The following is a 25,384-nucleotide window of genomic DNA, read 5'->3' on the forward strand; positions in this document are numbered from 1 at the left end:
GAAGACTTCAAGCGCTTCGGGGCACTCCGCGGTTTCCTCCATCGAGGCTTATTCGACGCCTGCCCACACGCGCGGCGGCACCGTCACATTCCTGTGGCCGATGGCAGGCATCGAATAACCCTTAACGGCAAGCGACCGCTCGGCGGCCGCCATGCGATCAAACCTCGGTCTGCTCCGCCATCTCGAGGGCATCGTCGACCTCGATTCCCAGGTAGCGAACCGTGCTTTCCAGCTTTGTGTGGCCGAGCAGCAACTGCACCGCCCGAAGGTTCTTCGTCCGACGGTAGATCAGCGAAGCTTTCGTGCGGCGCATCGTGTGGGTACCGTATGCGGTATCGTCGAGGCCAATCGATGCGATCCAGCGGTGTACCAGCCGGGCATATTGCCGCGTCGACAGGTGCGGTGACGTATGAATCCGGCTCGGGAACAGAAAATCCGCCGCCTTCAGTCCCCGGGTTTCGATCCACGCTTCGAGGCTCTCACGAGTCTGTTCCGTGATCTCAAATTGCACCGGCCGCTGGGTCTTCTGCTGCATGACTGTCGCTCTCGACGCCACTTGGCTTCCGTGACGGACATCCTGGACCCGTAACCGCGTGAGGTCGCACGCCCGCAGCTTGCTATCAATCGCGAGATTGAACATCGCGAGCTCACGAACGTTCGACGCCATCTGAAGTCTCGTCCGGATCGCCCAGATTTCCCGAAGCTTTAACGGCGGCTTCTGCCCGGTAAGCTTGCCCTTGTTCCACGGGACGCGGGGGACAACCACGACATTCTCGGATTCCATGACAATCTCCTTTCAAGCGAATGGAGATTGAGTGTGCGCCGCGTCGGGCGGTCGCAGGCCGACCCACTTCGGCCACCCCGTGCGACCGCAAGGGCCGCTGCCGAAGTGCAACGGCCATTGGAACGGTCGACCGGGATTACAAGTGCTCGGCCATTACCGACATTCGACTGGGCTGGGTTCTACGTCAGCAATGTGGCGGATTGCTGACGGTGGCGATACGCGTGCGATCCATCCCTCGATGTCTCGTCGTCCGATATTTGGGTATGCATACAGCCTTTTCGACGCTTGCCCGACACAATCAAATCTTCCGACCCTTCCGGGCCGCGATTTATCGTTTGGTACCGGTGTCCGTGTGATAAATTTCAGGCGTACGCAACCCTCTCCGAATACACCAGGACTGACATGGCCCGGCCGCAAATTGACCAGTGGGAAACCGAATCCGTCCGTGCGACTTTCTTTGGGTCGCCGACCGAGTTCGGTAGATCACGCGAAATGTGGAAGACTCTTGTAGGCAAGGACCCTGAGGTGTCCACTGGACGCCCTGCGGAAGGGCTTGTCATGGAAGAGGGCTCTTTCGGGGATGGAAGGCGGCTGACGGTAAACGCGGCAGCGGGGCGCATTGACGTAGCCATCTCGCCGCAAGTTGCGCCTGTCTGGCCCAGTTTGGGCATAGCGCCAGCGGCTATCGGTGACCTAGTTCAACTGTTGTCCGCACGCCGCGCGCTCTTTGCTGGGGCTACGCGCTATGCTCTCGGCATTGCGGCAACGTGTCGTGTGCGCGATCGGGACGTTGCCTATGGAGTGCTTGGTGAGTTGCTCGACTGCGTTCAAGTAACACCGAATATGCACGATCTCTTTTTCCAAGTTAACTATCCGCGCAATTCGCGTGTCGTAGATGTTCAGGTAAATCGGCTTGGCCGATGGATGGCCGGGAAAATTAATCTGGGGTTCATCGGGCAACCCGAAATGGTTGACTTAGGCGAAATGGTCAGGGCAGAGCTTGATATCAACACTCCACCCACGGATTCCCTAACGCTTGATGACCAGCAGTTCGAGCCACTCCTTAATGAGTTCGCCGACATGGCGATTGAAATGCTCGAACGAGGAGCCACACCATGATCGGAGCGCTCACACTTGCCACTCCGGAAGCGGCCCATGATTCGACTGTTCGATTTCCTTCGCTCAATGCAGCGAATATGTCGTTTTTGCCGCAGATCTTCGAGTCCAATATCGCGGACGTTGTTGCGCCAACGATCCAGAATGCGAATGCCAAGGCGCGCCGACAATACGGCTGCTTAGTTCAGATTGGAGAGCGGGCGACTACCAAGCGCGCGCGTCTGAACTATTTTAGCTATCAATCACCGATTAGCACGGTCGACTTCTGCATGGTGGACGAACCGTGGGCAGACAACGTTTTCACCCAGCCACAGTCCGCAACCGATACGATCTCCGTCACGTCGATGGTGCTCAATCGGATGTACGCGTTAGTCGCGGAGGGGGCTCATAAGCAGGCCGTCGCGGCAGCTTTTGCGCGAATTGAGGCGGCCTTTGCGGATAATGACCTTGACGCTGTAAATGACTTCTTGGCGTACGCGGATGTGTCGCGGCTATCGGTCCGCGTCCTAGTCGCGATGATCCGCTCATCGTCACGCGCGAGCGACCACTTATACGCATGGACGCGTTTGCTTGAGGCGGCAAAGGATAAGGCGCGCGCGGACGCTCAAGACGTGGATCGACTGTTCTGGGGGCTCAACTAGCCGATGACATCCGTAAACAAGTTCGAGCGCCCCTCACAGCTCGAAGGTTGCAGTCTCGCGATAGGAATTCAACGCACTAGCACTGGTGGCCACATTGGGCTTTACTACAGACCGGAATCTTCTCCGGTCTTTTTTCTGCATCTTGCGTTCCACAATCGTTTGAGAAGCGACCCGATCGATGGGGAGTATGGTTGGATCGAGTGCCCCGGGCTATCGCCGGATGAAGCTGAAGACATTGGACTTTGGTTGGCGGAAGTGTGGGCGCGAAACGGAAATAGAATTCCCTACGGGATTAACTATTGGCGTGGCGCGCACTTCAGGCGTGACGGGACATTCATTCCCTCTCCTAATGGAGACGGCCTAACATGCGCAACATTGGTGGTTGCACTCTTTGAAGGGTATGGACTACCAATTATCGATACTGCGACGTGGCCGGTGCGCTTGAGTGACCGGAAATTTCAAAAGCTGATTGTCGACACCCTGGAGCAAGACTGGCTCGCCCGAAAAGATGCAAACCATGCGCAACGCATCCAGCAGCAAAAGACGCATATCGGGCATGCGGCGCGCTTTCGTCCGGCTGAGGTTGCATCAGCGTTTTCCGTGTGGAATCGTAGCCTCGTCAAGTTTGACGACGCCAGAGCCGGTGGGAAACAAATTGTGTTGTCCCTAAAGCGCCTCGGACTCTGACGGTCTACGAGATCTGGGTGGGGATGCCGTCTCGCTCGAAGGTCCGGTCGGGGCGTGTGAAAAACCGACATGGTCAATGAGACGGCTCGTGTTGCTGTGTGGCGAACGGCAGCTTGTTGAGTGGAGCCGCCGCTCGAATGGCCAGGTGACGGTTATGCCGAACGGCGGCTAGTGGCCGTTCCGCGACGTCGCCCGCGGCCGTTGGTGTTCACAGTGCCTATTGCGCCGCGCAAGAAGAAATCAACCGTGCAATACGGATGGCCGTTTTTTAACGCCGCGGCCCCAGGGTGACCCCGATGCGTGCGCCGGCATTGCCCGTCGGCGTTGGTGTCGTACGTCGGGTTTGCCGCACTACGCCGCGTGCCGCCGATAGAGCGCCAACGAGCCCGCCAGTGCGATCAGCATCGCACCGCACACGCGTTCGAGCCAGCGCGCGCCCGCTTGCTTGAGCAGACGAATCGCCTGCGCGCCAAACACCGCATAGCCGAACATGACCGCCAGGTCGAGCAGCGCGAACGTCACAGTGAGCGCGACGTACTGGGGAGCAAGCGGCGCGTCCGGCGCGATGAACTGCGGCAGAAACGCAGAGAAGAACAAATATCCCTTCGGATTGGTCACCGCCGTCAGGAAGCTCTTTAGAAAGATCGACCGATTGCTGTCGCTATGCGTGCCGGCTGCATCGGCCGCCGCGTTCAACGTACCTTTCGACAGCAATAGCCGCACGCCAACATAGGCCAGATAAGCCGCGCCGACCCACTTCACGACGGTGAACCAGAACACCGACGCCGCCAGCAGCGCACCGAGGCCGAGCGCCACTGCGCCGATGAGCACGAGATCGGAGGCGACAGCCCCCACGAATCCGTAGAAGGCACGCCTTACGCCATAACGCGAACCGTTCGACAGTGCGAGCAACACAGTGGGACCGGGGGTGGCGATGCCGACGAACGAGACGGCGGCGAACAGCAGCAGTGTGGTTTGATGCATGGCGACGGCCCTCGCTTCGATCAGAGCATTGCAAGCGAGTATATCGAGGCCATGGCCGGCACGCGATTGGGCCGTTTCGTAGGACGAAGCGGGCGCCAGGTGTGGATTGCCAGATCGCGCAAACCTCACGCCCGGGGCCGGATGCCGCGCGCGCGACGAGGCGGGGCGAGGCCCCGTCAGTCCCAGCAATTGCGAAAAGCGACGGCAGCGATGACGGGAACGCAGAGCACCAGCGGGATGGCGAAGTAGGGTACTTCAAGGTCGGTCGTCCAGCTGTAGACGAGCCAGCCAATGCCTGCTGCGAGGGTGGTCACGCCGACGAGTGCCGTCAGCACATTCAGCGTTCGCTTGGACGGCGTTTTACGCGGGCGCCGTTCGGAAGTGGGGGTCTTCATTGGAGCATCGTGGCCCGCTGCAAGCCGCTGCAGGTGGGGCCGTTCGCGCGGATCGATAGCTCGAATTCTACGCCTGCAGTGGGATGCCGGAAGCCCGGGCGACGCTCCCGCTCCCGCTGCCGGCGGCCCGGAGGGGAACGACTAGCGCGAGCCGAATGTGAACCAGCCGGTGCTGGCCGACAATCGCCGCGGCAGACGATTGCCATTGGCTTGGGCCGAGCGCTTCGCGCGCGCCAGCGTCGACCGACGAATCGTGGCGCGGCGCAACAATCTGCGCAATTGCACACGGCGCGCACGCGTACCGGTGCGCAGCGCCGATAAAACGGCACGCAGCCAGGCGCGCAGCAGCCCGCCGCTCCGATCGTGGGAGCCGTTCGTCGCGGACCGCCTCGTGTCGAGTGCGCGCGTGCGAGCGGCATGATGTCGCAGCGCCCGCATCGATGCGCGTCGCACTGGGCGCGCAGGGCTCAGCGTCATACGGTTGTGGCGGGAGGCAAGACGTTTATGCATAGAAGGGGGAAGGCATTGCCAGGCTTCGCGACGTCAGCGAGGAGGCGACACTGGCGCACGGGCCGCGCCGCGTGTAACGGGGCGGGCGAGTCGCGACGACGGCGAAATCGGTGAGTACGGCGACGGCGCGCAGCGTAAAGTAGGGTCGCAGGCGGCCGGTCAGGGCGTTGAACATGCGTGGCAGCCTACACGCGATTCGTGACGTGCGTAAGTCGTGCCGACCCGGGCGGGAGGCGGGCACGGCGACCCATCGCTCGCAGCCGCCGTAAAATAAAACGTTTCCGCTCCGGACGACCCGTCAGTAAGGAAGGTTTCATGTCAGCGCAATCGAAAAAAGAACAAGTGCAAGTGCTGCGCGAGCGCGGCTTCGTCGTCGCCAAAGGACTTGTATCGCCGCAACGTTGCGCGGTGCTCAAAGCCATCGCCGAACGCCAATTGGGCGAAGCGGTGCAACCACTCGAATACGAAGCCGACCTGCGTTATCCGGGCGCCCCCGAATCGAAGCATGCGCCGGGGGGCCATACGGTGCGTCGGCTGCTGGATGCTTACGCGCGCGATCCGCTTATGCGTGACTGGGCGACGGCCCCTGAAATCAAGGGCTGGATGGAACTGTATTTTGGTGAAGCGCCGCATCTTTCGCGCGCGCACCACAATTGCGTGATGACCAAGCACCCCGCCTACGGCAGCTTGACGGGATGGCATCGCGACGCGCGTTACTGGTCCTTCGAGCGTGACGACCTCGTGTCGACCTGGCTCGCGCTGGGGAAGGAGACGGCGGACAACGGCGCGCTTTGGTTCGTGCCAGGCTCGCATGCGATGACCTTGACTTCCGAGCGGTTCGATACGCAGAAGTTTTTTCGCGCGGACCTGCCGGAAAACGAAGCCCTGATTCGCATGGCGGTATCGCCGGAACTCGAGGTCGGCGACGTCGTCTTCTTTCATTGCAACACGCTGCACTCGGCTGGGCGGAACGAGACCGGCGACGTCAAGTTCTCGCTCGTGTTCACCTATCACGGAGCAAGCAATCTGCCGCTGCCCGGTACGCGGTCAGCGTCGAAGCCCGAAGTTGCGATCTGACAGGGCCGCCCGGCGGGGGCCGGGCGGTGTCGCCGTCAGCGCTTGCCGGACGATATCGTCAGCCCGACGATGCCGGCGAGCGTTGCGACGGCGCCGCCCGCGATGAGCCATATCGTCTTGTTGGTGGGCGCCCCGGTGAAGGCGCGCGATACGTCGTTGGCGAACGAGTGGAACGACTGGCCGCCGAAGTACAGCAGCACGACGCCGCCCGCGATCAACGCCGCGGAAATCGCTTTGATCATAGTTTTCTCATCGATGGGTTCGAGCACGCGGCAGTGTATGAAACTTGCCGCGTCGGTGTCCATCGGTTTGCACCCAGCGTCGCCGTGCGGGTTTCGGCGACGGTTTCACCCACGCACTCATCGAGGATCTCCATGGCATACGAAGCTGCATCCGCCCGCTACTCGGACATGCAATACCGCACTTGCGGCCATTCGGGGCTGAAGCTGCCTGCGCTGTCGCTCGGCCTCTGGCACAACTTCGGCGATACGACGCCGCTATCGACGCAACGCGAAATGCTGCGCACGGCGTTCGACCTCGGCATCACGCACTTCGATCTGGCGAACAACTATGGACCGCCCTACGGCAGCGCCGAAACGAACTTCGGGCGGTTGTTCAAGGACGATTTTCGTCCGTATCGCGATGAGCTTCTGATTTCGACCAAAGCCGGTTGGGATATGTGGCCCGGGCCGTACGGCCAGGGCGGGGGCTCGCGCAAATACGTGCTTGCGAGTCTCGATCAGAGCCTGCAGCGCATGGGGCTCGATTACGTCGATATTTTTTACTCGCACCGTTTCGACGCCGACACGCCGCTCGAAGAAACGGCCGCGGCACTTGCCAGCGCGGTTCATCAGGGTAAAGCGCTCTATGTCGGCATTTCTTCCTATTCGGCCGCCAAGACGCGCGAGATGGCCGCGTTATTGCGCGAGCACAAAGTGCCGCTGCTGATCCACCAGCCTTCCTACAACATGCTCAACCGTTGGATCGAGGGCGAGCTGCTCGGCGCGCTCGCCGAAGTGGGGGCCGGGTGTATCGCCTTTACGCCGCTGGCGCAGGGGCTGTTGACTTCGAAGTACCTGAGCGGCGTGCCGGCCGATGCCCGCATCAACAAGCCGGGCGGCGGCTCGCTGCAGCAAAGTCACCTGAGCCCCGAAAACATCGAACACGTACGCAAACTGAACGCGATCGCCGAGCGGCGTGGACAAAGCCTCGCGCAAATGGCGCTCGCATGGACGCTGCGCGATACGCGCGTCACGTCGGCGTTGATCGGAGCGAGCCGCGCGGAGCAGGTGCGCGAAAACGTCGGGGCGTTGGCCAACCTCGCCTTCTCGAACGAAGAGATGGCGGAAATCGATCGCTACGCAACCGAGGGCGGCATCAATCTCTGGGAAAAGCCTTCGACCGATCAGCGCATTTGACCTGTGCGGCGCGGCCGGCGCGCCGCACGCCGGTCGACAGGCGCTGCCGGGGCGGGCTACATCAGCGCGGGCAACCCTTCGACGAGCACCACAGCGAAGCCCACGCCGATCAGCGCACCGAGCACGCGCAGCACGTTGTGCAGAAACCGCGAGGACGTCGGTAGCGCGCCCAGGAACAGCGCACCGGCGAGCGCCATGGGGATGATCAGGATGAAGTCGCTGATTGTGAACGTTGTCGACATACTCGTCCCCTCCTGTTTTTGCTGCGCCGCAATGCAGCGAAGGTGCGCACGCGTTGATCGAGTATAGGAGACATCGTCTCGATTGCTGCGCGGCGCGTCTTCGTTCGCAAAGTGCGCAAGTGCGCAAGTGCGAAGTCAGACGGCGGCTGCCGCGCCCTTGCACAGCAGCGCGCCGGCCGACGTGCCGCTGCGCGAGCGCATCACGGCTGACGCGCGGGAGCCTGGACCACGCCCGGCTGCGAAGAATGAAACGCCGTGGTCGCGGTCGGCTTGACGTCTTCAGGGCCGCCGCTGCGCGCGCAGGCGCCGAGCACGAGGAACAGGCTCGCAGCGCCGAGCAATTGAAGGGGGACGCGGCTCACGCGCCGCTCACCGGGCCGATGCCGCCGATTGCGTTTTGAAAACGGGTTCATCTGGGTTCTCCGCATTGGGGGCGCCACGACCGGATCGGCAAGGGCGCGGATACGATCGATGTGCCGAGCGCGCGACGTGCCAGGTATCGTGCTGCAGCGCATGACGACCCCGGGCCCCGCGCGCGCTATGCTTCAAATATAGCGCCCGCACGGACAGCGCGCCGCAGGCGTAAGTCACACCGACGTGCCGCGCACCCCTCGGTAGTGGGCAACACGCAACGCGGTTCCACGATTTCGATAGTCAGTGTGTTGTAAGGATGATCAGGAGAAATAGCGCCCAATAGACCGTCACATTCGGCTTTCCTCGATCGCCCGTTCCGTGAACAATCGAGTCATCGTTCAACACCCTTGGGGAAATATCATGCAAGTGGGTTCAATCGTCAGGTCGGTGCATATGGCTGTGCCGTCCGGTGCGCGCGGAATCGTCATGCGCATACTCGGCGATATGGCGATGGTCGTCTGGTACGCCGGCGAGCCTGGCTCATCGTTGCAATTGAACACCGAGCCATTCTTTCTCGAAGATCTGATCGACACGGGCGAACTCGTCGCGCGTCCGGCCGGTTCGCTCGTCCATTGAGGCACACGGCGCAGTATTCACACAGCAGCATTCCCACCGCTGTATTTCCGCCGCAGCCAGGCAGGTCGAAGTCGGATAGAAGGCAGCTACCAGGCAGATGTGCGCCGGCCCATGGCCGATGCGGCACAATGCCGACATGAACGAACCTCTTTCCCCCCATTCCTCCGATGTGCGCGACCCCGGCGCCGCGCACCCCTTTACCCGTCTCACGCCCGAATGCGTGCTGGACGCGCTCGATAGCGTGCTGGCTCAAACGGGCGTGCGTACCGATGGTCGACTGCTGTCACTGAACAGCTACGAGAACCGCGTTTATCAAGTCGGCGTCGAAGACGGGCCGCCGGTCGTGGCGAAGTTTTATCGGCCGCATCGCTGGTCCGATGGGGCGATCCTCGAAGAGCATGCGTTCGTCGCGGAACTCGTCGAAGCCGAGATTCCCGCGGTCGCGGCGCGCTCCATCGATGGGAAGACCTTGCACGCGTTCGACGGTTTTCGGTTCGCGGTATTCGAGCGCCGCGGTGGACGCGCGCCAGAACTGGACCGGCGCGACACGCTCGAATGGATGGGACGCTTCATCGGCCGTATTCACGCGGTCGGCAAGCGCAAGCCCTACGTGGAGCGGCCCACGCTCGACATTGCCGCGTTCGGCTACGAGCCGCGCGAGTTCCTGCTGTCGCATGACTTTCTGCCGCCCGAATTGCGCGCGTCCTATGAAGCGGCGGTGGATCTTGCGCTGGAGGGCGTCGAGCGAGCCTTCGAAGCCGCGGGCGAGGTGGCCCACCTGCGACTGCACGGCGATTGCCACGCAAGCAACGTGCTATGGACCGATGCCGGTCCGCATTTCGTCGATTTCGACGACAGCCGCATGGGGCCGGCCATTCAAGATCTGTGGCTGCTGTTGCCCGGCTCGCGCCCGGACGCTTCGCGCGCGCTGACCGATCTGCTCGCAGGCTACGAGGACTTCTGTGAATTCGAGCCGCGCGAGTTGCATCTGATCGAAGCGCTGCGCACGCTGCGCTTGATCCACTACGCGGCATGGCTTGCGCGACGCTGGGACGATCCGGCTTTTCCCGCTGCGTTCCCGTGGTTCAACACGCAACGGTATTGGGAAGAGCGCGTGCTCGAATTGCGCGAGCAGATCGGCGCCATGCAGGAAGGGCCGTTGTGGCCCGTCTGAGTGGACGCCGTGCCGGGCAGGCCGCACCGCCTGCCTCAAAGCCTGAGCATCAGCCTCATCAGCGCGTGAAAGCGCCGCCCATAGGGCGGCAGCAGTAAAGAGCGCGCATTCAGGCGCGGTTGCGTGAGCACGGGCTTCATCTTCGAGAACGTGGCGAAGCCGTCGTAGCCGTGATAGGCCCCCATGCCGCTGGCTCCGACGCCACCGAACGGCAGCCCCTCACAAGCAATGTGCAGCAACGTTTCATTCACGGATACGCCGCCTGACAGCGTTTCGTGCAGCACGCGCTCGACGCTGATGTGTTCTTCTTCGAACAAATACAGCGCGAGCGGTCGAGGCCGTGCATTGACGTAGCGAATGGCGTCGTCGAGCGTGTCGTAAGGGACGAGCGGTAACAGCGGGCCGAAGATCTCCTCTTGCATCAGCGCGCAGGTGTCGGGCGCATTCGTCACCACGGCGGGTGGGAATTGTCGGCGCGAGGCGTCGGGTTGCGCAGCGGTCAATGGATGAACGACGGCGCCAAGCGCTGCGGCTTCTTGCGCGAGTCCTTCCATGCGTGCGAAATGCCGATCGGTCACGATCGTCGTGTAGTCGCGGTTATGGACGAAGTCGGGGTAGAGTCGGGCCACGCGCGCGCGAGCCCGGGCGATGAACGCCTGCTCGGCGCCGCGCGGGACGAGCACGTAATCGGGCGCGATGCAGGTTTGCCCCGCGTTCAGCGTTTTGCCGGCGATGATGCTGTCGACGGCGCTGTCAAAGCGCGCGTGAGGACCGATGATCGCGGGCGATTTGCCGCCCAGTTCGAGCGTGACTGGCGTCAGATTGGCCGCCGCGGCGCGCATGACCTCACGACCGATCTTTGTCGAGCCGGTAAAGATCAGATGATCGAACGGCAAAGCGCAGAAGGCCGCGCCGACCGATGCGTCGCCCGTGACAACGGTCACGTGCTCGGGCGCGAAGGTGCGCTCGATCAATTGCCGGAACAGCTCGGCTGTGCGCGGCGTCAACTCCGACATCTTGATCATGGCGCGGTTGCCCGCCGCCAGCGCGCAGATGAGCGGGCCGACCGCCAGCAAAATCGGATAGTTCCACGGCGCGACGATGCCGATGACGCCCAGTGGCTGCGCGATCACTTTCGCCGCGGCGGGTCGCAGCCAGATGCCGGTGGCACGGCGCTGCGGCTTCATCCAGCGTTTGCCGTGCCTGAGCGCCGAGTCGATTTCGCTCTTCGCGAGCCATAGCTCGGAGAGCAGCAACTCGGCTTTCGAACGTTGACCGAAGTCGGCGTCGAGCGCTTCGGCCAGAGCGTCCGCGTTGTCGAGCAGCATGGTGCGCAGCGCGCGCAACTGTGCGGCACGCATCTCCCATGACGGGTAGGGCGTGCGCGCGCAGGCCTCGCGCTGCAGACGCAGCGTCTCGTCGAGCGCCGTGGCAGCGGGCAGGTCATTCTTCATCTTGTCTCCCTGTTCTCAAGCCGTAGGTAGCTTGGTGGCCGCCGGCACTCAAGCGACGAATGCGCGCGCGATGATGGCACCGTGATCGAACGCCGGGGGCAACGTGCCATAAACGCGACCGCACCCGAGCGCGGCGCCCGTATCCGCCAGCCGCGTCGCAATGAACGCGTGAGCGTGCCCGGTTGGTGCAGTGCGCAGCAGCAGCACCGCCTGCGCGCAGAGCACGAGTTGCTGCGCGAGCCTGCGCGCGCCGGCCTCGCGCAACTCGGGCGGCGCGACGAGCGTAGCGTCGAGCGCATCGAGTGCGGCAGCGAGCCGGGGCTCGCCCTGAGCCTGCGCACGCCAATCGGCGAGCAGCGCATGGGCGGCATGGCTGTCGCGTTCGATTGCGCGCAACACGTCGAGGCACATGACGTTGCCGGATCCTTCCCAGATCGAATTGACGGGAGCCTCGCGATAGAAGCGTGCCATCGGCGCTTCTTCGACGTAGCCGTTGCCGCCCCATACCTCCATCGCTTCGCCCGTAAATTCGAGCGCGCGTTTGCAGACCCAGAACTTGGCCGCCGGTGTGACGATGCGGCGCCACGCGCGCTCGATATCGGATTCGGAAGGGGCCGCATGGGCCTGTCGCCCGGCGTCGAGATGTGCGTCGAAGGCTCGTGCGAGCCGCATGAACAGCACCGTTGCCGCTTCGCTCTCGAGGGCGAGGTCGGCCAGGACGTTGCGCATCAGCGGCTGATCGACGAGCTTGCGCGAGAACGCAACGCGGTGGCGCGCGTGGTGAATGGCCTGCACGAGCGCGGCGCGCATCAGTGCGGCGCTGCCGATCACGCAGTCGAGCCGCGTGTAGTTCGCCATCTCGATGATCGTCGGCACCCCGCGCCCTTCGTCGCCGACCATGATGCCGTAGGCGTCGACGAATTCCACCTCGCTGCTCGCGTTCGAGCGATTGCCGAGCTTGTCCTTCAGGCGTTGAATGCGGATCGCGTTGCGCGTGCCGTCGGGTGCGAAGCGCGGCACGTAGAAGCAAGAGAGCGGCGCATCGGCGCTCGTGCGTGCAAGCACGAGATGGGCGTCGCACTGAGGCGCCGAGAAGAACCACTTATGGCCGACGAGCCGGTATTCGCCTGCGCGTCCCGTTGCGCTCGTCGCCGCCGTCGCACGCGTCTGGTTCGTACGTACGTCCGAGCCGCCTTGCTTCTCGGTCATGCCCATGCCGACCATCATCGAGCGCTTTTGCGCAAGCGGCACATCGCGCGGATCGTGCTCGCGCGCGTAGAGCTTGTCGGCGATCTGCGCGAACAGCGCCTGCTCGCGGCGCAACACGGGAATGCTCGCGAACGTCATCGTCAGCGGGCACAGCGAGCCCGATTCGAGCTGAGCATGGAGAAAGTAGCCCGCGCAACGCGCCGCCATCGCCCCTGCACGCGGCGTATCGAATGGCAACGCGTGCAGCCCTTCCTGCCTCAGCAACGCGAGCAGTTGATGCCAGCTCGGATGAAACTCGAGCGTGTCGATCCGCTCTCCGCGCGGGCTGTAAGTAAAGAGTTCGGGCGCGTGGCGATTCGCCGACCCGGCGAGTGCCAGGATCTCGGGCGTGCCGAGCGCCGCGCCGTCGCGTTCCAGTGCTGGCGCGTGCCAGCCCGCACCCTCGCGCTCGACGGCTGCCGTCAGCGTCGCATCGCACTGAAAAAGGTTGTATCGCTCGAGCGGCGGCGCTTGGTTCGTAACCTCATGCGTGGCCGGTGGGGCCTTCGGTTCCATCGTGAGCGTCTCCTGAAATCGGGCTCGTCGATCGAGCGTTCTATGCGCTGTGTACGAAGTTTGACGCCGCAGCCGCCAGCGGCCGGGCGAAGACAAGCAGGGCGGCGTTTGAATGGCGCGCACAAACGATGCGTACGAACGACGTGCGCGGGTGCATGCTTGCCTCAATGATAGGTTTCCGCGGCCCGGGCCGTTTAGAGGAATCGCTCTGTGGCATGCCGTACGCGCCGGTGGCGGTGCTCTCTACAATGCGCGAAAACAAGACGATCGAGCCCCGGACGAGCTTGCGGCGCGGCGCCGGCAGCGGCGCCAGGGAGGAGCGAATGCAATACGACTACATTATCGTGGGCGGCGGCTCGGGCGGCGCGGCGCTCGCCGGACGGCTCGCGCAACGCCGACGCGACGTGACGATTGCCTTGATCGAAGCGGGCCCGCACACGGCGCGCAACTGGCTTGTCAATACGCCGCTCGGCATCGCGGCGCTCGTGCCGTTCAAGCTGAGGACGAATTACGGCTATCTCACGATGCCGCAGTCCGGCCTCGCCGGGCGCCGCGGCTATCAACCGCGCGGACGCGGCCTCGGCGGTTCGAGCGCGATCAACGCAATGATCTATACGCGCGGCCACCCGCTCGATTACGACGAATGGGCAAGCCTCGGCTGTACGGGCTGGGGCTGGAGCGACGTGCTGCCGTACTTCCGGCGAGCCGAAAACAACACACGCGGCGCAAGCGAGTGGCATGGCGCCGAAGGCCCGTTGGCCGTCTCCGACCTGCGCTTTCGCAATGCATTTTCGGCGCGCTTCGTGGCGGCGGCGATCGAAGCGGGCTACCGCGCAAACGAAGACTTCAACGGCGCCGATCAGGAGGGCATCGGCTTATATCAGGTGACCCAGCGCGACGGTCGGCGCTGCAGTGTGGCGCGCGCGTATTTGTATGAAGCGCCGGGCTTGCCGGCAGGCGTGCGCCCCAACATCGACACGATGGTGGACGCTCGCGCGCTGCGCGTCCTGTTCGACGGTGCGCGCCGCGCCGTCGGCGTCGAGGTCATGCGCGGCGGACGCATCGAGACGCTTGCTGCGCGGGCGGAAGTGGTTCTTGCGGCAGGCGCGTTCGGGTCGCCGCAGCTATTGATGTGTTCGGGCATCGGCCCGCAAGAGACGTTGCGCGCGTTCGGCGTGCCGGTTCTGCACGACGCGCCGGATGTGGGAAGCAACCTGATCGATCACATCGATTTCACGCTGAACGTGCGCGTCGCTTCGGCCGATCCTGTGGGCTACTCGTTGCGCGGCCTCGCCAAAATGGCCACGCAACTGCCTTCCTATTTGCGAACCGGCAACGGTATCTGGTCGAGCAACGTTGCCGAGGCCGGCGGCTTCGTCAAGACCGATCCGGCGCTCGATCGCCCTGATCTGCAGTTGCATTTTTGTGCGGCGCTGGTCGACGATCACAGCCGCCGCCTGCATTGGGGCCATGGTTATTCGGTGCACGTCTGCGTGCTGCGCCCCAAGAGCCGCGGCACGGTCTCACTTGCGAGCGCCGACGCGCGCATCGCGCCGCGCATCGACCCGCGCTTTCTATCGGAGCCGGTCGATGCAGACACGCTGCTGGCCGGCCTGCGTATTGCACAGCGCATCGTCGCCGCGCCGTCGCTCGCCGAGAAAGGAGGGCGCATGCTTCACGTGCCGCCGCACGCGGACGATGCGGAACTGCGCAAGATCATTGCGCAGCACGCCGACACGATCTATCACCCCGTCGGCACCTGCCGCATGGGAAGCGACGAACGCGCCGTCGTCGATACCGAACTGCGCGTGCGCGGCGTCTCGGGGCTGCGCGTGGTGGACGCCTCCGTGATGCCGACGCTGATTGGAGGGAATACGAACGCCCCGACCGTGATGATCGCGGAACGCGCCGCGGATTTCATCGCGCCGGCGAGCGGCCCGGTTCAGGCATCGCCCGATACGTCGGTGCCGCTATCGGAGCGCGTGTAGACGAAGTCGTCGCCGGGCTGACCCGGCAGCGTTTCGCGTGCGACTTCGAGCCACGCGCGGGCGGCATGCGAGAGGTAGCCGTTTTTGCGCCACGCGATGGCCATTTCCCAGCGAATCTCGGGCTCGACCACGGGGCGGCAGGTGAAGTGGGCCGGGTCGAGTCGCCGGCAGTACGGTGCCGGCAACAGCGCAACGCCGACGCCCGCATGCACGAGCGCAGCCATGAAATCCCAGTGACTGCTGCGTGCGACGATCTGCGGCGCGAAACCGGCGTCGCGGCAGGCGCGCGTGACGACGTCGTTCAGCGCGAGGCTTTCGCCGTAGAAGACGAACGGTTCGGACGCGAGATCGGACAGGCGAACTTCATTCGCGTCGTCGAATCGCGAGCCATGGCGCGCCACGACCCACAGCAGTTGGCGCGAGATCGGCAGCACGTCGAACATCTGCGTGTCGACCGGCAGCAGCACCCCGCCAAACTCGAGCTCGCCGGCAACGAGCGCCGCCTCGATCGCGCGCGAGCCCTGCTCGAACAGCTTGAGCTCGACCTTCGAGTAGCGTCGACGAAAAGCCGCGATCACGGGCGTGAACAGTGAGCCGCCCATCGGCGGAATGCCGATCGTCAACGTGCCGCGGCCGAGTGTCCCGGTATCGTCGAGTTCGGCCTGCAGCTGGGCGTACGCTGCCAGCACATCCTGCCCCCGCTGATAGACGATCCGGCCCTCGTCCGTCAGCACCATTTGACGGCCCTCGCGCAGCAGCAACGGTGCGCCGATCTCCTCTTCGAGCGCTTTGACCATCTTGCTGATGGTGGGCTGCGTGACGAACATGTGCTCGGCCGCGAGCGTGAAGCTCTGCTGCCGGACGACTTCGATGAAATAGCGCAGTGCACGGAGTTCCATGGTGATCCCGCAGGTTCAGTTCCAAATTGGAATGCCAGCGATAAGTTTAAGTCATTTTATTTATACAATGAGCGATCTTACAATTTCGTCATGATGTCAATAGGGGGATGTGCCATGACGAAATCCATCAAGCGCCTGAGTGGCATCGCGCGCATCGCCGTCCAAAGCGCGCTGTTGGCCGCGGTGTGGTTCGCAGCTGATTTTGCCGCGCGGCGCCTCGACATTCCGGTGCCGGGCGGCGTGATCGGGCTCGCGGCGCTTCTGGCGCTGCTGCTGACGGGCGGCGTGGCGCCGCGCTGGGTGAAGGCCGGGGCGGACTGGCTGCTCTCCGACATGTTGCTGTTCTTTGTGCCGGCGGCGGTGGCCGTGGTGCAGTACGGCGGGTTGTTCAAGTCCGACGGGTGGCGCCTCGCGCTCGTCGTCGTATTCGGCACGTTGACGGTGATGGTGGCGGTCGCATTCACGGTCGACCAGGCGGCGCGCCTCGAACGCGTGCTGGCCGCGCGCCGCTTGCGTGCGGTCCGGGTTTCGTCGGCAGGGTAAGGCGCGCGCACTGCGCCGCCGTAGCGCTATAGCGAGGGTACGTCGATGTCGATTTCGTCCGCATTGTCATGGCCGGTCGTCGAGGCCGGGCCGCAGTGGGTGGCCGCCTCATGCTTCGTGCTGACGATCGTTTTTTACGCGGTGGGCAAGCGTCTCTATGCACGGTTCAGGCAGCCGTGGCTCACGCCGCTCGTCATCGTGCCGGCGATGCTCGCCGTGCTCGTGCTCGGAATGCACATTCCGTATTCGGTGTACTTCGCCGATACGCGCTGGTTGATGTGGCTGCTGGGGCCGGCCACGGTGGCGTTCGCCGTGCCGATCTATGAGTACCGCGAGTTGATGCGACGTCATTGGATATCGCTTTCAGCCGGCGTCGCGGTGGGGATCGTCGTGGCTGTCAGCGGCTCGCTCGCGCTCGCAAGGCTGCTGCATCTTGCGCCCGATGTCGCACGCAGTCTGATGACGAGATCGGTGTCGACGCCGTTCGCGCTCGCCGTGTCCGATCAGATCCATGCCCCCAAGCAGTTGACCGCGCTGTTCGTGATTGCGACGGGCGTGTGCGGCATGCTGCTCGGCGAACTGGTGCTCGCATTTCTGCCGTTGCGTAGCCGCTTGGCGCGCGGCGCAATGTTCGGCGCGGCGGCGCACGGCGTGGGGACGGCGAAGGCGCGCGAGCTCGGCAGCGAGGAGGGCGTCGTCGCGAGCCTGACGATGATGATCGCGGGCGTCGTGATGGTGTTGCTGGCGCCGGTGCTGGGGGCGGTGTTCGGGTAGGGGGGGCGAGGCGCCGGCGCCTCGCGAGGACGGGCGGCTTTGCGCCGCCGCTGCGAAGTGCGCACCCGCGCGAGCGCTGCCGACGCGGGCTCACGCTGGCCGTCGCGACGTTTTTTGCTACAATCCACGCGTTTCCGAGGAGCGTTGCGACGGACCACTTCCGCCAGGCTCGGGAACTTCAATCGGACGGTAAGCCTTCGCGTTCCAAGCGAAACGCCGGCGGACCGGCTCCATCGAACGGCGCTCACGTCAATTTTTCTAGAACTCATTTAGAAAAGGAGGGCGTGATGAACGCCGCAGTTATGGACAAGCAAACCCAGGATTTCGTTGTCGCCGACCTCTCGCTGGCCGATTGGGGGCGTAAGGAACTGACGATCGCCGAGACCGAAATGCCCGGTCTCATGCAGATTCGCGAAGAGTACAAAGCCGCACAGCCGCTCAAGGGCGCGCGCATCGCCGGCTCGCTGCACATGACGATTCAAACGGGCGTGCTGATCGAAACGCTCCAGGCGCTTGGCGCCGAAGTGCGTTGGGCGTCGTGCAACATTTTCTCCACGCAGGATCACGCCGCGGCGGCCATCGCCAGGCAGGGCACGCCTGTGTTCGCGTTCAAGGGCGAATCGCTTGACGAGTACTGGGAGTTCTCGCACCGCATCTTCGAATGGCCGAACGGCGGCTTCGCGAACATGATTCTCGACGATGGCGGCGACGCCACGCTGCTGCTGATCCTCGGTTCGAAGGCCGAGAAGGATCGCTCGGTCATCGGCAAGCCCACGAACGAGGAAGAAGTCGCTCTGTTCAAGTCGATCGAGCGCCATCTCGAGATCGATCCGACCTGGTACTCGAAGCGCCTCTCGCAAATCAAGGGCGTGACGGAAGAAACGACAACGGGCGTGCATCGTCTCTATCAGATGGAAAAGGACGGCCGCCTGCCGTTCCCGGCCATCAACGTCAACGATTCGGTCACCAAGTCGAAGTTCGATAACCTCTACGGTTGCCGCGAGTCGCTCGTTGACGGCATCAAGCGCGCGACCGACGTCATGATCGCCGGCAAGATCGCCGTCGTCGCCGGCTACGGCGATGTCGGCAAGGGCTGCGCGCAATCGCTGCGCGGGCTCGGCGCAACGGTGTGGGTCACCGAGATCGATCCGATCTGCGCGCTGCAGGCCGCGATGGAAGGCTATCGCGTCGTCACGATGGAATATGCAGCCGATAAGGCCGACATCTTCGTCACGGCCACCGGCAACTACCACGTGATCAACCACGATCACATGAAGGCGATGCGCCACAATGCCATCGTCTGCAACATCGGCCACTTCGATTCGGAAATCGATGTCGCATCGACGCGCCAGTACACGTGGGAAAACATCAAGCCGCAGGTTGACCATATCGTCTTTCCGGACGGCAAGCGCATCATCCTGCTGGCTGAAGGGCGTCTCGTGAACCTGGGCTGTGCGACGGGCCACCCGTCGTTCGTGATGTCGAACTCCTTCGCCAATCAGACGCTCGCGCAAATCGAGCTGTTCACGCGCGGCGGTCAGTACGAGAACAAGGTGTACGTGCTGCCCAAGCACCTCGACGAAAAGGTGGCGCGCCTGCACCTTGCACGTATCGGCGCTCATCTGACCGAGTTGACGGACACGCAGGCCGGCTATATCGGCGTCGAGAAAAACGGTCCGTTCAAGCCGAATCACTACCGCTACTGATCGGGACGCAGGCGGGGCGCGGTACGCGATGGCTCGCATGGCGCGAGGCATGCGAGGCTGCGTCCCTGCCGTGAACGAGAACGCCATTGCGGCGTTGCGCTCGGCAACGCCGCAATGATTTGCAATGGTTTGCGCAGTACCGAGCCGCGAGGCGCGTGCGGCCGTCAGGTGTCGCGACGCCGTGAACCCGCCGAAGAACCACCGACCGCCACTGATTTTTTCGCCGAAGGAATCGCCATGACCGTGCTGCTGACCTGGGTGATCAACGCACTCGCACTCCTGATCATTACGTACCTTGTGCCGTCGATCCACATCCGCAGCTTCGGCACAGCGCTTATCGTCGCGCTCGTGCTCGGGCTCATCAACGCCGTGTTGCGGCCGGTGCTGCTTCTGCTCACGCTGCCCGTCACGATCTTTACGCTCGGGTTGTTCATCCTCGTCGTCAACGCCTTGTGCTTCTGGCTGGCGGCGTCGCTGCTGAAGGGGTTTGAAGTATCGGGGTTCTGGTCGGCGTTCTTCGGCTCGATTCTGTACAGCATCGTATCGTGGATGCTGTCGGCGCTGATCTTCGGCGATCGCAGCCTCGGCTGATGGCGGCTCGACGCACTGCGGCTCGACCCAACACGGGACCCACCGGATCATGAATCCCATCGAAATCTCATTCGAATTTTTTCCGCCGAAGACGCCTGACGGCGTCGAAAAGCTGCGCGCGACGCGTGCCCAGCTGGCGATGCTGAAACCGAAGTTCGTCTCGGTCACATTCGGCGCCGGCGGCTCGACGCAACAGGGCACGCTCGATACGGTGCTCGACATGGCGAAGGACGGGCTCGAAGCCGCGCCGCATCTTTCGTGCATCGGTTCGTCGAAAGAAAGCCTGCGCGCGATCCTCGAGCAATATCGCTCGAACGGTATCCGTCATATCGTCGCGCTGCGCGGCGATTTGCCCTCGGGCATGGGCGAAGTGGGCGAGCTGCGCTATGCCTCCGAACTCGTCTCGTTCATTCGCGCCGAACACGGCGACTGGTTTCACATCGAAGTAGCGGCTTACCCGGAATATCATCCGCAAGCTCGCTCGCCCCGGCACGATCTCGAGAACTTTGCTCGCAAGGTCAAAGCCGGTGCAAACGCGGCGATCACGCAGTATTTCTTTAACGGCGATGCGTACTTCCGTTTCGTCGACGAGGCGCGCAAGCTCGGCGTCGATGTGCCGATCGTGCCGGGCATCATGCCGATCACGAATTATTCGCAGCTGATGCGCTTTTCGGAGATGTGCGGGGCGGAAGTGCCGCGCTGGGTCGCCAAACGGCTGGAAAGCTTTGGCGACGACAAAGAAGCGATTCGCGCATTCGGGCTCGATGTCGTCACGCAATTGTGCGAACGGCTCGTGAAGGAAGGGGCGCCTGGGCTGCATTTTTATACGCTCAACGCGGCTACCGCAACGAAGGCGATCTGCGAACGATTGGCTTGAGGCAGGCGCGCACACCTGCTCGGTGCCGCCGGCCCGGGACGGCCGACGTCATGCCGCGCAGCGCATGAGTCGGCAGCCCTTCAATATTGCTCGGCAGACTCAATAGCCGAGCGCCTCCCCAGCCGGACGTCGTTCATCGTTCGCGCCGTAGAAGTACCCCACGCGCACCTTACCCGATACCGAAGCGTCGTTCCCCGAGCTTTGCGACGCATCGGCGGCAAGGCCGGGCAGCCCGACTTCGATCAGCTCGGCCGCGCCCCAAGGCGTTTGCTGAACCATCTTGTAGCCTTCGCTTGCCAGGATCTTCAGCGTATCGGCCGACAGTCCGTACGGTTCGTAATACACGACATCGGGCAGCCATTGTTCGTGAATGCGCGCAGCGTCCACGGCTTCTTGCGGCTCCATGCCGTAATCGATGATGTCGATGGCCGTCTCGAGCGTCGTCGTGATGATGCGCGAGCCGCCCGGCGAGCCGATCACGAGGAACACCTTGCCGTCCTTCGTCACGATCGTCGGCGCCATCGACGACAGCGGCCGCTTGCCCGGCGCGATCGCGTTGTTCGGCCCTTGCACGAGGCCGAACATGTTTTGCGCGCCGACCTTCGAGGTGAAGTCGTCCATTTCGTCGTTCAGGAAAAAGCCCGTGCCCGGCGCAATGACGACGGCGCCGAAGCGGCCGTTGATCGTATAGGTGGTCGAAACGGCGTCGCCTTGCTTGTCGACGATCGAGTAATGGGTCGTTTCTTTCTTCTCCGGCAACGAAGCCGCATCGGCAAGGTCCATCGACGGCGTCGCCTTGTCCGCGCTGATCGATGCGCGAATCTGCGCCGCATACGACTTGCTCAGCAATTGATCGAGCGGATTCTTGATGAACTCCGGATCGCCGAGTTTGGTGTTGCGGTCGGCGTAAGCATGGCGCATCGCCTCGGACATGAAATGCACCGCCTGCGCCGAATGCCAGCCGAAGCCCTTCAGGTCGTAGCCTTCGAGCGTATTGAGGATTTCGCACATCGTCGTGCCGCCCGAACTCGGCGGCGGCGCGGAAATGAAGGTGTAGCCGTGATAATCGCACGTCACGGGCGTCATTTCGGTGGCGCGATAGTTCGCGAAATCGGCCGCGGTCAGCAGGCCGCCGCCTGCTTTCGACGCGGCTTCGATCGTTTGCGGGATCTTACCCTTGTAGAACGCGTCGGGGCCATGCTTGGCGATGGCTTCGAGGGTGTTCGCCAGATCCTTTTGCACCAGCCGATCGCCAGGCTGCAGCGGCGAGCCGTCCTTGCGCAGGAAGATGCGGGCGGCATCGGGGTTGTCCTTGAAGCGCTTGACTGTCGTGTCGAGGATGTCCGTATCGGCGCGCGTGAGGATAAAGCCTTCCCGCGCGAGGCGGATGGCGGGCGCCATGACTTGCGCCCGCGTGAGCTTGCCGTACTTGCGTTCGGCCATATCGAGGCCCATCACCGTGCCCGGCACGCCTACGGCGCCGTAGCCGTATAGGCTCGCGCCCTTCTTCACATTGCCCGCGCTGTCGAGGTACATGTTCGCCGTGGCCGCAGCCGGGGCGGTTTCGCGGAAATTGATGAACGTGTCGCGGCCGTCGGCGAGGTGAATCGTCATGAAGCCGCCGCCGCCGATATTGCCGCAGCACGGATTCACGACGGCTTGCGCGTAGCCCACGGCGACCGCCGCGTCGATCGCATTGCCGCCCATCTTCAGGATGTCGACGCCGATCTGCGACGCGAGGTGCTGCGAGGTGACGACCATGCCGTTCGCTGCTTCAACGGCCGGCCGCGAAGCGGCCAGCGCGCCGCCTGCTGCCGTGCCGGCTACCAAAAGCGCCGCGGCGAGCGCGGTAATGAGTGGGCGATTCTTCATCATCATGTCTGCTCTAGGAGGTCCTGTATCGGTGGGAGGATGGTCGGCGGCCGGTTACGCGCCCTCGGCGACACGCCCGGCTCTCAATGCTTCGATGCGCTTCAATCTGGCTTTTGCCTCGTCGGGCAGTCGCTGCACGAGCGCGGCTGCGAGCGATTCGGTTTGTGCGAGCGCCGGCACCTTCGAGTCGAACGGCGAGGCGCTGGCATGGAGGAACGAGACGAGCACGGCATCGGCGAAGCCCGCGATCGGCGAGCGCCATTCGTCGGTGAACAAGACGATTCGCGCGCCCAGCGTTTTCGCTGCGCGCGCGAACTGAACGACGCTTTCCTGATAGCGCCGGTAGTCGTAGACGACGAGCACGTCGCCCGCTTCGAGATCGGCGAGCGCTTCGGAACCGCGTTCGAGCGAAGGCTCGACGTGCCGCGCATGAGGGCGAAATTGGCTCAGCAACACGACGAGCCAGGTGGCGAGGAAGCTGCTTGCGCGGCCGCCGCAACAGAAGACGGTGCGGGCCGGATCGGCGAGCAGCGATACGGCAGCCTCGAAATCGGCGCGCGACGCCTGCTCGGCCGTGTGCCCGATCGCGAGCGTCAGCGAACCGAGCATCGCCTGCTGCATGTCTTGCTCATGCGGCTCCGAGGCAGAGGCTTCGAGCATCGACAGCGGCGAATTCATGCGTGCGTCGACTTCGGTCAGCAAGGCGCGCTGGAACTCGGGGTAGCCTTCGAAGCCGAGCTTGAGAACGAGCCGGTGGACCGTTGGATCGCTCACATCGGCTTGGCCTGCCAGTTGGGAGATCGATGTCAGTGCGGCGCTAGGGTAGTTGGCGAGCAACACGGCGACGACGCGCCGCTCCGACACGGTAAAGGTTTCTTCGCGCTGCTTGAGCAGCGTCCGCACGGAAGCGCGCACTGAGATGCCTCATTCGACGAAAGCTTCGACTCGAGCATCGGGTCAAAGCGCGTGATGTAATGATTGTTACGTGCAATCAATGGTAACCAGCCAAAAATGAACGTCAACGGGGTCTTTGGTCGGTGTTTACCCGTTATTAACGGCCCGATGCACTGTCCAGAGCGAATGCGGTAGTGATGAGTATTACATCGTTCTCTCCAGACGGAATAAGGCCCGTGCTACGCTTGTCCGGCCCAGCCCAGTCATTGAAGGAGCGTCGCATATGCAGGTGTGTCGTCCGCTGTTCGCCGTTCGTTTGACTTCTTTCATCATCGGTGCGGCCGGGACCGTCTACGCATTGTTCGGCTGTGGCGTCGGCCACGCGGGCGAGCTGCCTGCAAAAGCGCTGGTTTACTGTTCCGATGCGAGTCCGGCCGGATTCGATCCAGCCCAATACACGACGAGCGTCGAGTTCTCCGCGGCCGCCTATACGATCTACAACCGCCTCGTCGAATTCGAGCACGGCGGCACGAAGATCGAACCGGGTCTCGCGGAGAAGTGGGACGTCTCCGACGACGGCCGCGTCTATACGTTCCATCTCCGGCACGGCGTGAAGTTTCACACGACGCCGTACTTCAAGCCCACGCGCGATTTCGATGCGGACGATGTCGTGCTGACCTTCGAACGCATGCGCGATCCGAACAATGCGCTGCGCGTCGCTTATCCCGCTGTGTTCCCTTACTTCAACGATCTGGGGCTCGCAAAGAATCTGACGAAGATCGAAAAGCTCGATCCGTACACCGTGCGGATGACGCTCGCCACCGCGAGCGCGCCGTTCTTGTCGGAGCTGGCGATGCCGTTCGCGTCGATTCTCTCGGCGCAATACGCGGAGCAGCTTATGCGCGGCGGGCGCGCGGCCGATCTCAATCGCTATCCGGTCGGCACCGGGCCGTTCATCTTCCACAGCTACGAGAAAGACGCGACGATTCGCTTCGATGGCAATGCCGATTATTGGAAGCGTGGCGTCGTGAGGGTCGGCAAGCTCGTGTTCGAGATCACACCCGATCCGGCCGTGCGCGAACAAAAGCTCAAAGACAACGAATGCCAGGTGATGAGCTATCCGCGCCCGGCGGACATCGCATCGCTGACAAACGACCCGAGGCTGCAGATGCCGCATCAGGTCGGCTTCAACCTCGGCTTTCTCGCCTACAACACGACGCACAAACCCTTGGACAACGTCGACGTGCGCCGGGCGCTCGATATGGCCGTCGATAAGGCTGCGATCGTCAAATCGGTTTATCAAGGCGCGGGGCAGGCAGCGACCAATCCGATGCCGCCGACGCAGTGGTCGTACGATCCGTCGCTCAAGGACGCGCCTTACGATCCCGCGCGTGCGAAGGCGCTGCTTGCCAAGGCCGGCTACCCCGACGGCTTCGAACTGACGCTCTGGGCGATGCCCGTGCAACGTCCCTACAATCCGGACGCGCGTTTGATGGCCGAGATGATTCAGGCCGACTGGGCGAAAATCGGCGTGCGCGCGAAGATCGCGACATACGAGTGGGGCGAATACGTCAAGCGCGCGCATGCGGGCGAGCATGACGCGCTGCTGATCGGCTTCACGGGCGACAACGGCGACCCCGACAACTGGCTGGGCGTGCTCCTGAGTTGCGCGGCAGTGTCAGGCAGCAACTTCTCGAAGTGGTGCTACAAGCCGTTCGACGACCTCGTCGTCAAGGCGCGCCAAACGAACGACATTGCCGAGCGCACGCGGCTCTATACGCAAGCTCAACAGATCTTCAAGCAGCAAGTGCCGTTTACGCCGATCGCGCATTCGACGGTGTACCAGCCGCTTCGCAAGAATGTGGTGGGCTTCAGGATCGATCCGTTCGGACCGACGCAGTTCTGGAACGTCGGCTTGCAATAGCGGACGCTGGCAGCGCGCCGGGGGCGATCGTTCAACAACGCAACTTGCCGCTGCGCGATGGCGTGTCGGCGCCCTCGATC

At 63.4% G+C, this 25,384-nt stretch carries 26 protein-coding genes and 1 riboswitch; of the genes, 15 read left to right on the forward strand and 11 right to left on the reverse strand.

Translation table 11 applies throughout. The features are described 5' to 3' along the window. Positions 1–157: 157 nt before the first annotated feature. The gene (locus C0Z19_RS09730; protein WP_102609620.1) at positions 158–784 is read right to left on the reverse strand and encodes a tyrosine-type recombinase/integrase; all 627 of its coding nucleotides are present in this window, start codon (positions 782–784) and stop codon (positions 158–160) included. Positions 785–1,342: 558 nt separating this feature from the next. Here C0Z19_RS09730 and C0Z19_RS09735 point away from each other — a divergent pair. From C0Z19_RS09735 to C0Z19_RS27930, 3 genes are read left to right on the forward strand one after another with little or no spacing between them, the layout of a single operon-like run. Continuing rightward, a complete protein-coding gene (locus C0Z19_RS09735; protein WP_146012025.1) occupies positions 1,343–1,903 on the forward strand; it encodes a hypothetical protein in 561 nt (186 codons plus the stop codon). Next, positions 1,900–2,541 carry a hypothetical protein gene (locus C0Z19_RS09740; protein ID WP_146012026.1) on the forward strand — a complete coding sequence of 214 codons (642 nt, stop codon included), beginning with the start codon at positions 1,900–1,902 and terminating at the stop codon, positions 2,539–2,541. The genes C0Z19_RS09735 and C0Z19_RS09740 overlap by 4 nt, the downstream gene beginning before the upstream one ends. Positions 2,542–2,544: 3 nt before the next feature. Next, on the forward strand, positions 2,545–3,228 hold the full coding sequence (locus C0Z19_RS27930) for a hypothetical protein (RefSeq protein WP_146012027.1): 684 nt from the start codon (positions 2,545–2,547) through the stop codon (positions 3,226–3,228). Between the two features lie 351 nt (positions 3,229–3,579). Here the strand turns inward: C0Z19_RS27930 and C0Z19_RS09750 are convergent, their stop codons facing one another. Together C0Z19_RS09750 and C0Z19_RS09755 are read right to left on the reverse strand one after the other, a co-directional pair. Beyond that, a complete protein-coding gene (locus C0Z19_RS09750; protein ID WP_102609830.1) occupies positions 3,580–4,212 on the reverse strand; it encodes a LysE family translocator in 633 nt (210 codons plus the stop codon). Between the two features lie 176 nt (positions 4,213–4,388). After that, the gene (locus C0Z19_RS09755; RefSeq protein WP_102609624.1) at positions 4,389–4,607 is read right to left on the reverse strand and encodes a hypothetical protein; all 219 of its coding nucleotides are present in this window, start codon (positions 4,605–4,607) and stop codon (positions 4,389–4,391) included. A 157-nt stretch (positions 4,608–4,764) separates the two neighbouring features. Here C0Z19_RS09755 and C0Z19_RS28215 point away from each other — a divergent pair, with 157 nt between their 5' ends. Together C0Z19_RS28215 and C0Z19_RS09770 are read left to right on the forward strand one after the other, a co-directional pair. Continuing rightward, complete coding sequence (locus C0Z19_RS28215; RefSeq protein ID WP_158242960.1) at positions 4,765–5,028, forward strand: hypothetical protein; 264 nt, start codon at positions 4,765–4,767, stop codon at positions 5,026–5,028. 404 nt (positions 5,029–5,432) lie between these two features. Then, the gene (locus tag C0Z19_RS09770) at positions 5,433–6,194 is read left to right on the forward strand and encodes a phytanoyl-CoA dioxygenase family protein (protein WP_102609627.1); all 762 of its coding nucleotides are present in this window, start codon (positions 5,433–5,435) and stop codon (positions 6,192–6,194) included. Between the two features lie 35 nt (positions 6,195–6,229). Here the strand turns inward: C0Z19_RS09770 and C0Z19_RS09775 are convergent, their stop codons facing one another. Then, entirely contained in the window at positions 6,230–6,436 is a 207-nt protein-coding gene (locus C0Z19_RS09775; RefSeq protein WP_102609628.1) for a DUF3185 family protein, read from the reverse strand. A gap of 132 nt (positions 6,437–6,568) precedes the next feature. On the opposite strand from C0Z19_RS09775, the gene mgrA reads away from it, so the two are divergent. Then, a complete protein-coding gene (gene mgrA / locus C0Z19_RS09780) occupies positions 6,569–7,612 on the forward strand; it encodes an L-glyceraldehyde 3-phosphate reductase (RefSeq protein WP_102609629.1) in 1,044 nt (347 codons plus the stop codon). A gap of 56 nt (positions 7,613–7,668) precedes the next feature. On the opposite strand, the gene C0Z19_RS09785 is transcribed toward mgrA, so the two are convergent. Together C0Z19_RS09785 and C0Z19_RS09790 are read right to left on the reverse strand one after the other, a co-directional pair. Then, the gene (locus tag C0Z19_RS09785) at positions 7,669–7,854 is read right to left on the reverse strand and encodes a hypothetical protein (protein ID WP_102609630.1); all 186 of its coding nucleotides are present in this window, start codon (positions 7,852–7,854) and stop codon (positions 7,669–7,671) included. Between the two features lie 200 nt (positions 7,855–8,054). Beyond that, positions 8,055–8,267 carry a hypothetical protein gene (locus C0Z19_RS09790; RefSeq protein ID WP_146012028.1) on the reverse strand — a complete coding sequence of 71 codons (213 nt, stop codon included), beginning with the start codon at positions 8,265–8,267 and terminating at the stop codon, positions 8,055–8,057. Positions 8,268–8,628: 361 nt separating this feature from the next. On the opposite strand from C0Z19_RS09790, the gene C0Z19_RS09795 reads away from it, so the two are divergent. Together C0Z19_RS09795 and C0Z19_RS09800 are read left to right on the forward strand one after the other, a co-directional pair. Beyond that, positions 8,629–8,844, forward strand: a complete 216-nt coding sequence (locus tag C0Z19_RS09795) for a hypothetical protein (protein WP_102609632.1) — start codon at positions 8,629–8,631, stop codon at positions 8,842–8,844. A 136-nt stretch (positions 8,845–8,980) separates the two neighbouring features. Further along, positions 8,981–10,018 (forward strand): serine/threonine protein kinase, encoded by a 1,038-nt coding sequence (locus C0Z19_RS09800; RefSeq protein ID WP_233196076.1) that lies wholly within the window; start codon positions 8,981–8,983, stop codon positions 10,016–10,018. 35 nt (positions 10,019–10,053) lie between these two features. Here C0Z19_RS09800 and C0Z19_RS09805 read toward each other — a convergent pair whose 3' ends face one another. Next, positions 10,054–11,472 (reverse strand): coniferyl aldehyde dehydrogenase, encoded by a 1,419-nt coding sequence (locus tag C0Z19_RS09805; protein WP_102609633.1) that lies wholly within the window; start codon positions 11,470–11,472, stop codon positions 10,054–10,056. Positions 11,473–11,520: 48 nt separating this feature from the next. After that, positions 11,521–13,236 (reverse strand): isovaleryl-CoA dehydrogenase, encoded by a 1,716-nt coding sequence (locus tag C0Z19_RS09810; protein WP_102609634.1) that lies wholly within the window; start codon positions 13,234–13,236, stop codon positions 11,521–11,523. Between the two features lie 323 nt (positions 13,237–13,559). On the opposite strand from C0Z19_RS09810, the gene C0Z19_RS09815 reads away from it, so the two are divergent. Then, entirely contained in the window at positions 13,560–15,224 is a 1,665-nt protein-coding gene (locus C0Z19_RS09815) for a GMC family oxidoreductase (protein WP_102609832.1), read from the forward strand. Here C0Z19_RS09815 and C0Z19_RS09820 read toward each other — a convergent pair. After that, positions 15,179–16,123: a LysR family transcriptional regulator gene (locus C0Z19_RS09820; RefSeq protein ID WP_102609635.1), complete on the reverse strand. Its 945-nt coding sequence runs from the start codon at positions 16,121–16,123 to the stop codon at positions 15,179–15,181. The genes C0Z19_RS09815 and C0Z19_RS09820 overlap by 46 nt on opposite strands. A 114-nt stretch (positions 16,124–16,237) precedes the next feature. Here C0Z19_RS09820 and C0Z19_RS09825 point away from each other — a divergent pair, with 114 nt between their 5' ends. The 5 genes from C0Z19_RS09825 to metF all read left to right on the forward strand — a co-directional run bounded on the left by C0Z19_RS09825 (position 16,238) and on the right by metF (position 20,614). Beyond that, positions 16,238–16,666 (forward strand): CidA/LrgA family protein, encoded by a 429-nt coding sequence (locus C0Z19_RS09825; RefSeq protein ID WP_233196077.1) that lies wholly within the window; start codon positions 16,238–16,240, stop codon positions 16,664–16,666. 45 nt (positions 16,667–16,711) lie between these two features. Beyond that, positions 16,712–17,440, forward strand: a complete 729-nt coding sequence (locus C0Z19_RS09830) for an LrgB family protein (RefSeq protein ID WP_102609637.1) — start codon at positions 16,712–16,714, stop codon at positions 17,438–17,440. Positions 17,441–17,570: 130 nt separating this feature from the next. Further along, a riboswitch (S-adenosyl-L-homocysteine riboswitch) is annotated at positions 17,571–17,693 on the forward strand. Positions 17,694–17,727: 34 nt separating this feature from the next. After that, positions 17,728–19,146, forward strand: a complete 1,419-nt coding sequence (gene ahcY, locus C0Z19_RS09835; protein WP_102609638.1) for an adenosylhomocysteinase — start codon at positions 17,728–17,730, stop codon at positions 19,144–19,146. Between the two features lie 237 nt (positions 19,147–19,383). Next, positions 19,384–19,737: a phage holin family protein gene (locus C0Z19_RS09840; RefSeq protein WP_102609833.1), complete on the forward strand. Its 354-nt coding sequence runs from the start codon at positions 19,384–19,386 to the stop codon at positions 19,735–19,737. A 49-nt stretch (positions 19,738–19,786) separates the two neighbouring features. Beyond that, complete coding sequence (gene metF, locus C0Z19_RS09845) at positions 19,787–20,614, forward strand: methylenetetrahydrofolate reductase [NAD(P)H] (protein WP_102609639.1); 828 nt, start codon at positions 19,787–19,789, stop codon at positions 20,612–20,614. A 99-nt stretch (positions 20,615–20,713) separates the two neighbouring features. Here the strand turns inward: metF and ggt are convergent, their stop codons facing one another. After that, positions 20,714–22,486 carry a gamma-glutamyltransferase gene (gene ggt / locus C0Z19_RS09850; RefSeq protein ID WP_199180771.1) on the reverse strand — a complete coding sequence of 591 codons (1,773 nt, stop codon included), beginning with the start codon at positions 22,484–22,486 and terminating at the stop codon, positions 20,714–20,716. Between the two features lie 54 nt (positions 22,487–22,540). After that, positions 22,541–23,401, reverse strand: coding sequence for a MurR/RpiR family transcriptional regulator (locus C0Z19_RS09855; RefSeq protein WP_102609641.1), 861 nt, complete (start codon positions 23,399–23,401; stop codon positions 22,541–22,543). A gap of 262 nt (positions 23,402–23,663) precedes the next feature. On the opposite strand from C0Z19_RS09855, the gene C0Z19_RS09860 reads away from it, so the two are divergent. After that, positions 23,664–25,304, forward strand: a complete 1,641-nt coding sequence (locus C0Z19_RS09860) for an ABC transporter substrate-binding protein (protein ID WP_102609642.1) — start codon at positions 23,664–23,666, stop codon at positions 25,302–25,304. The last annotated feature ends 80 nt before the right edge of the window (positions 25,305–25,384 follow it).

Source organism: Trinickia soli, from assembly GCF_002879855.1.
Taxonomy (GTDB): Bacteria; Pseudomonadota; Gammaproteobacteria; order Burkholderiales; family Burkholderiaceae; genus Trinickia; species Trinickia soli.

Coding starts and splice junctions, on each gene's coding strand:
- C0Z19_RS09730 (WP_102609620.1), bottom strand. CDS start 784: ATGGAATCCGAGAATGTCGTGGTTGTCCCCCGCGTCCCGTGGAACAAG.
- C0Z19_RS09735 (WP_146012025.1), top strand. CDS start 1,343: ATGGAAGAGGGCTCTTTCGGGGATGGAAGGCGGCTGACGGTAAACGCG.
- C0Z19_RS09740 (WP_146012026.1), top strand. CDS start 1,900: ATGATCGGAGCGCTCACACTTGCCACTCCGGAAGCGGCCCATGATTCG.
- C0Z19_RS27930 (WP_146012027.1), top strand. CDS start 2,545: ATGACATCCGTAAACAAGTTCGAGCGCCCCTCACAGCTCGAAGGTTGC.
- C0Z19_RS09750 (WP_102609830.1), bottom strand. CDS start 4,212: ATGCATCAAACCACACTGCTGCTGTTCGCCGCCGTCTCGTTCGTCGGC.
- C0Z19_RS09755 (WP_102609624.1), bottom strand. CDS start 4,607: ATGAAGACCCCCACTTCCGAACGGCGCCCGCGTAAAACGCCGTCCAAG.
- C0Z19_RS09770 (WP_102609627.1), top strand. CDS start 5,433: ATGTCAGCGCAATCGAAAAAAGAACAAGTGCAAGTGCTGCGCGAGCGC.
- C0Z19_RS09775 (WP_102609628.1), bottom strand. CDS start 6,436: ATGATCAAAGCGATTTCCGCGGCGTTGATCGCGGGCGGCGTCGTGCTG.
- mgrA (WP_102609629.1), top strand. CDS start 6,569: ATGGCATACGAAGCTGCATCCGCCCGCTACTCGGACATGCAATACCGC.
- C0Z19_RS09785 (WP_102609630.1), bottom strand. CDS start 7,854: ATGTCGACAACGTTCACAATCAGCGACTTCATCCTGATCATCCCCATG.
- C0Z19_RS09790 (WP_146012028.1), bottom strand. CDS start 8,267: ATGAACCCGTTTTCAAAACGCAATCGGCGGCATCGGCCCGGTGAGCGG.
- C0Z19_RS09795 (WP_102609632.1), top strand. CDS start 8,629: ATGCAAGTGGGTTCAATCGTCAGGTCGGTGCATATGGCTGTGCCGTCC.
- C0Z19_RS09800 (WP_233196076.1), top strand. CDS start 8,981: ATGAACGAACCTCTTTCCCCCCATTCCTCCGATGTGCGCGACCCCGGC.
- C0Z19_RS09805 (WP_102609633.1), bottom strand. CDS start 11,472: ATGAAGAATGACCTGCCCGCTGCCACGGCGCTCGACGAGACGCTGCGT.
- C0Z19_RS09810 (WP_102609634.1), bottom strand. CDS start 13,236: ATGGAACCGAAGGCCCCACCGGCCACGCATGAGGTTACGAACCAAGCG.
- C0Z19_RS09815 (WP_102609832.1), top strand. CDS start 13,560: ATGCAATACGACTACATTATCGTGGGCGGCGGCTCGGGCGGCGCGGCG.
- C0Z19_RS09820 (WP_102609635.1), bottom strand. CDS start 16,123: ATGGAACTCCGTGCACTGCGCTATTTCATCGAAGTCGTCCGGCAGCAG.
- C0Z19_RS09825 (WP_233196077.1), top strand. CDS start 16,238: ATGACGAAATCCATCAAGCGCCTGAGTGGCATCGCGCGCATCGCCGTC.
- C0Z19_RS09830 (WP_102609637.1), top strand. CDS start 16,712: ATGTCGATTTCGTCCGCATTGTCATGGCCGGTCGTCGAGGCCGGGCCG.
- ahcY (WP_102609638.1), top strand. CDS start 17,728: ATGAACGCCGCAGTTATGGACAAGCAAACCCAGGATTTCGTTGTCGCC.
- C0Z19_RS09840 (WP_102609833.1), top strand. CDS start 19,384: ATGACCGTGCTGCTGACCTGGGTGATCAACGCACTCGCACTCCTGATC.
- metF (WP_102609639.1), top strand. CDS start 19,787: ATGAATCCCATCGAAATCTCATTCGAATTTTTTCCGCCGAAGACGCCT.
- ggt (WP_199180771.1), bottom strand. CDS start 22,486: ATGAAGAATCGCCCACTCATTACCGCGCTCGCCGCGGCGCTTTTGGTA.
- C0Z19_RS09860 (WP_102609642.1), top strand. CDS start 23,664: ATGCAGGTGTGTCGTCCGCTGTTCGCCGTTCGTTTGACTTCTTTCATC.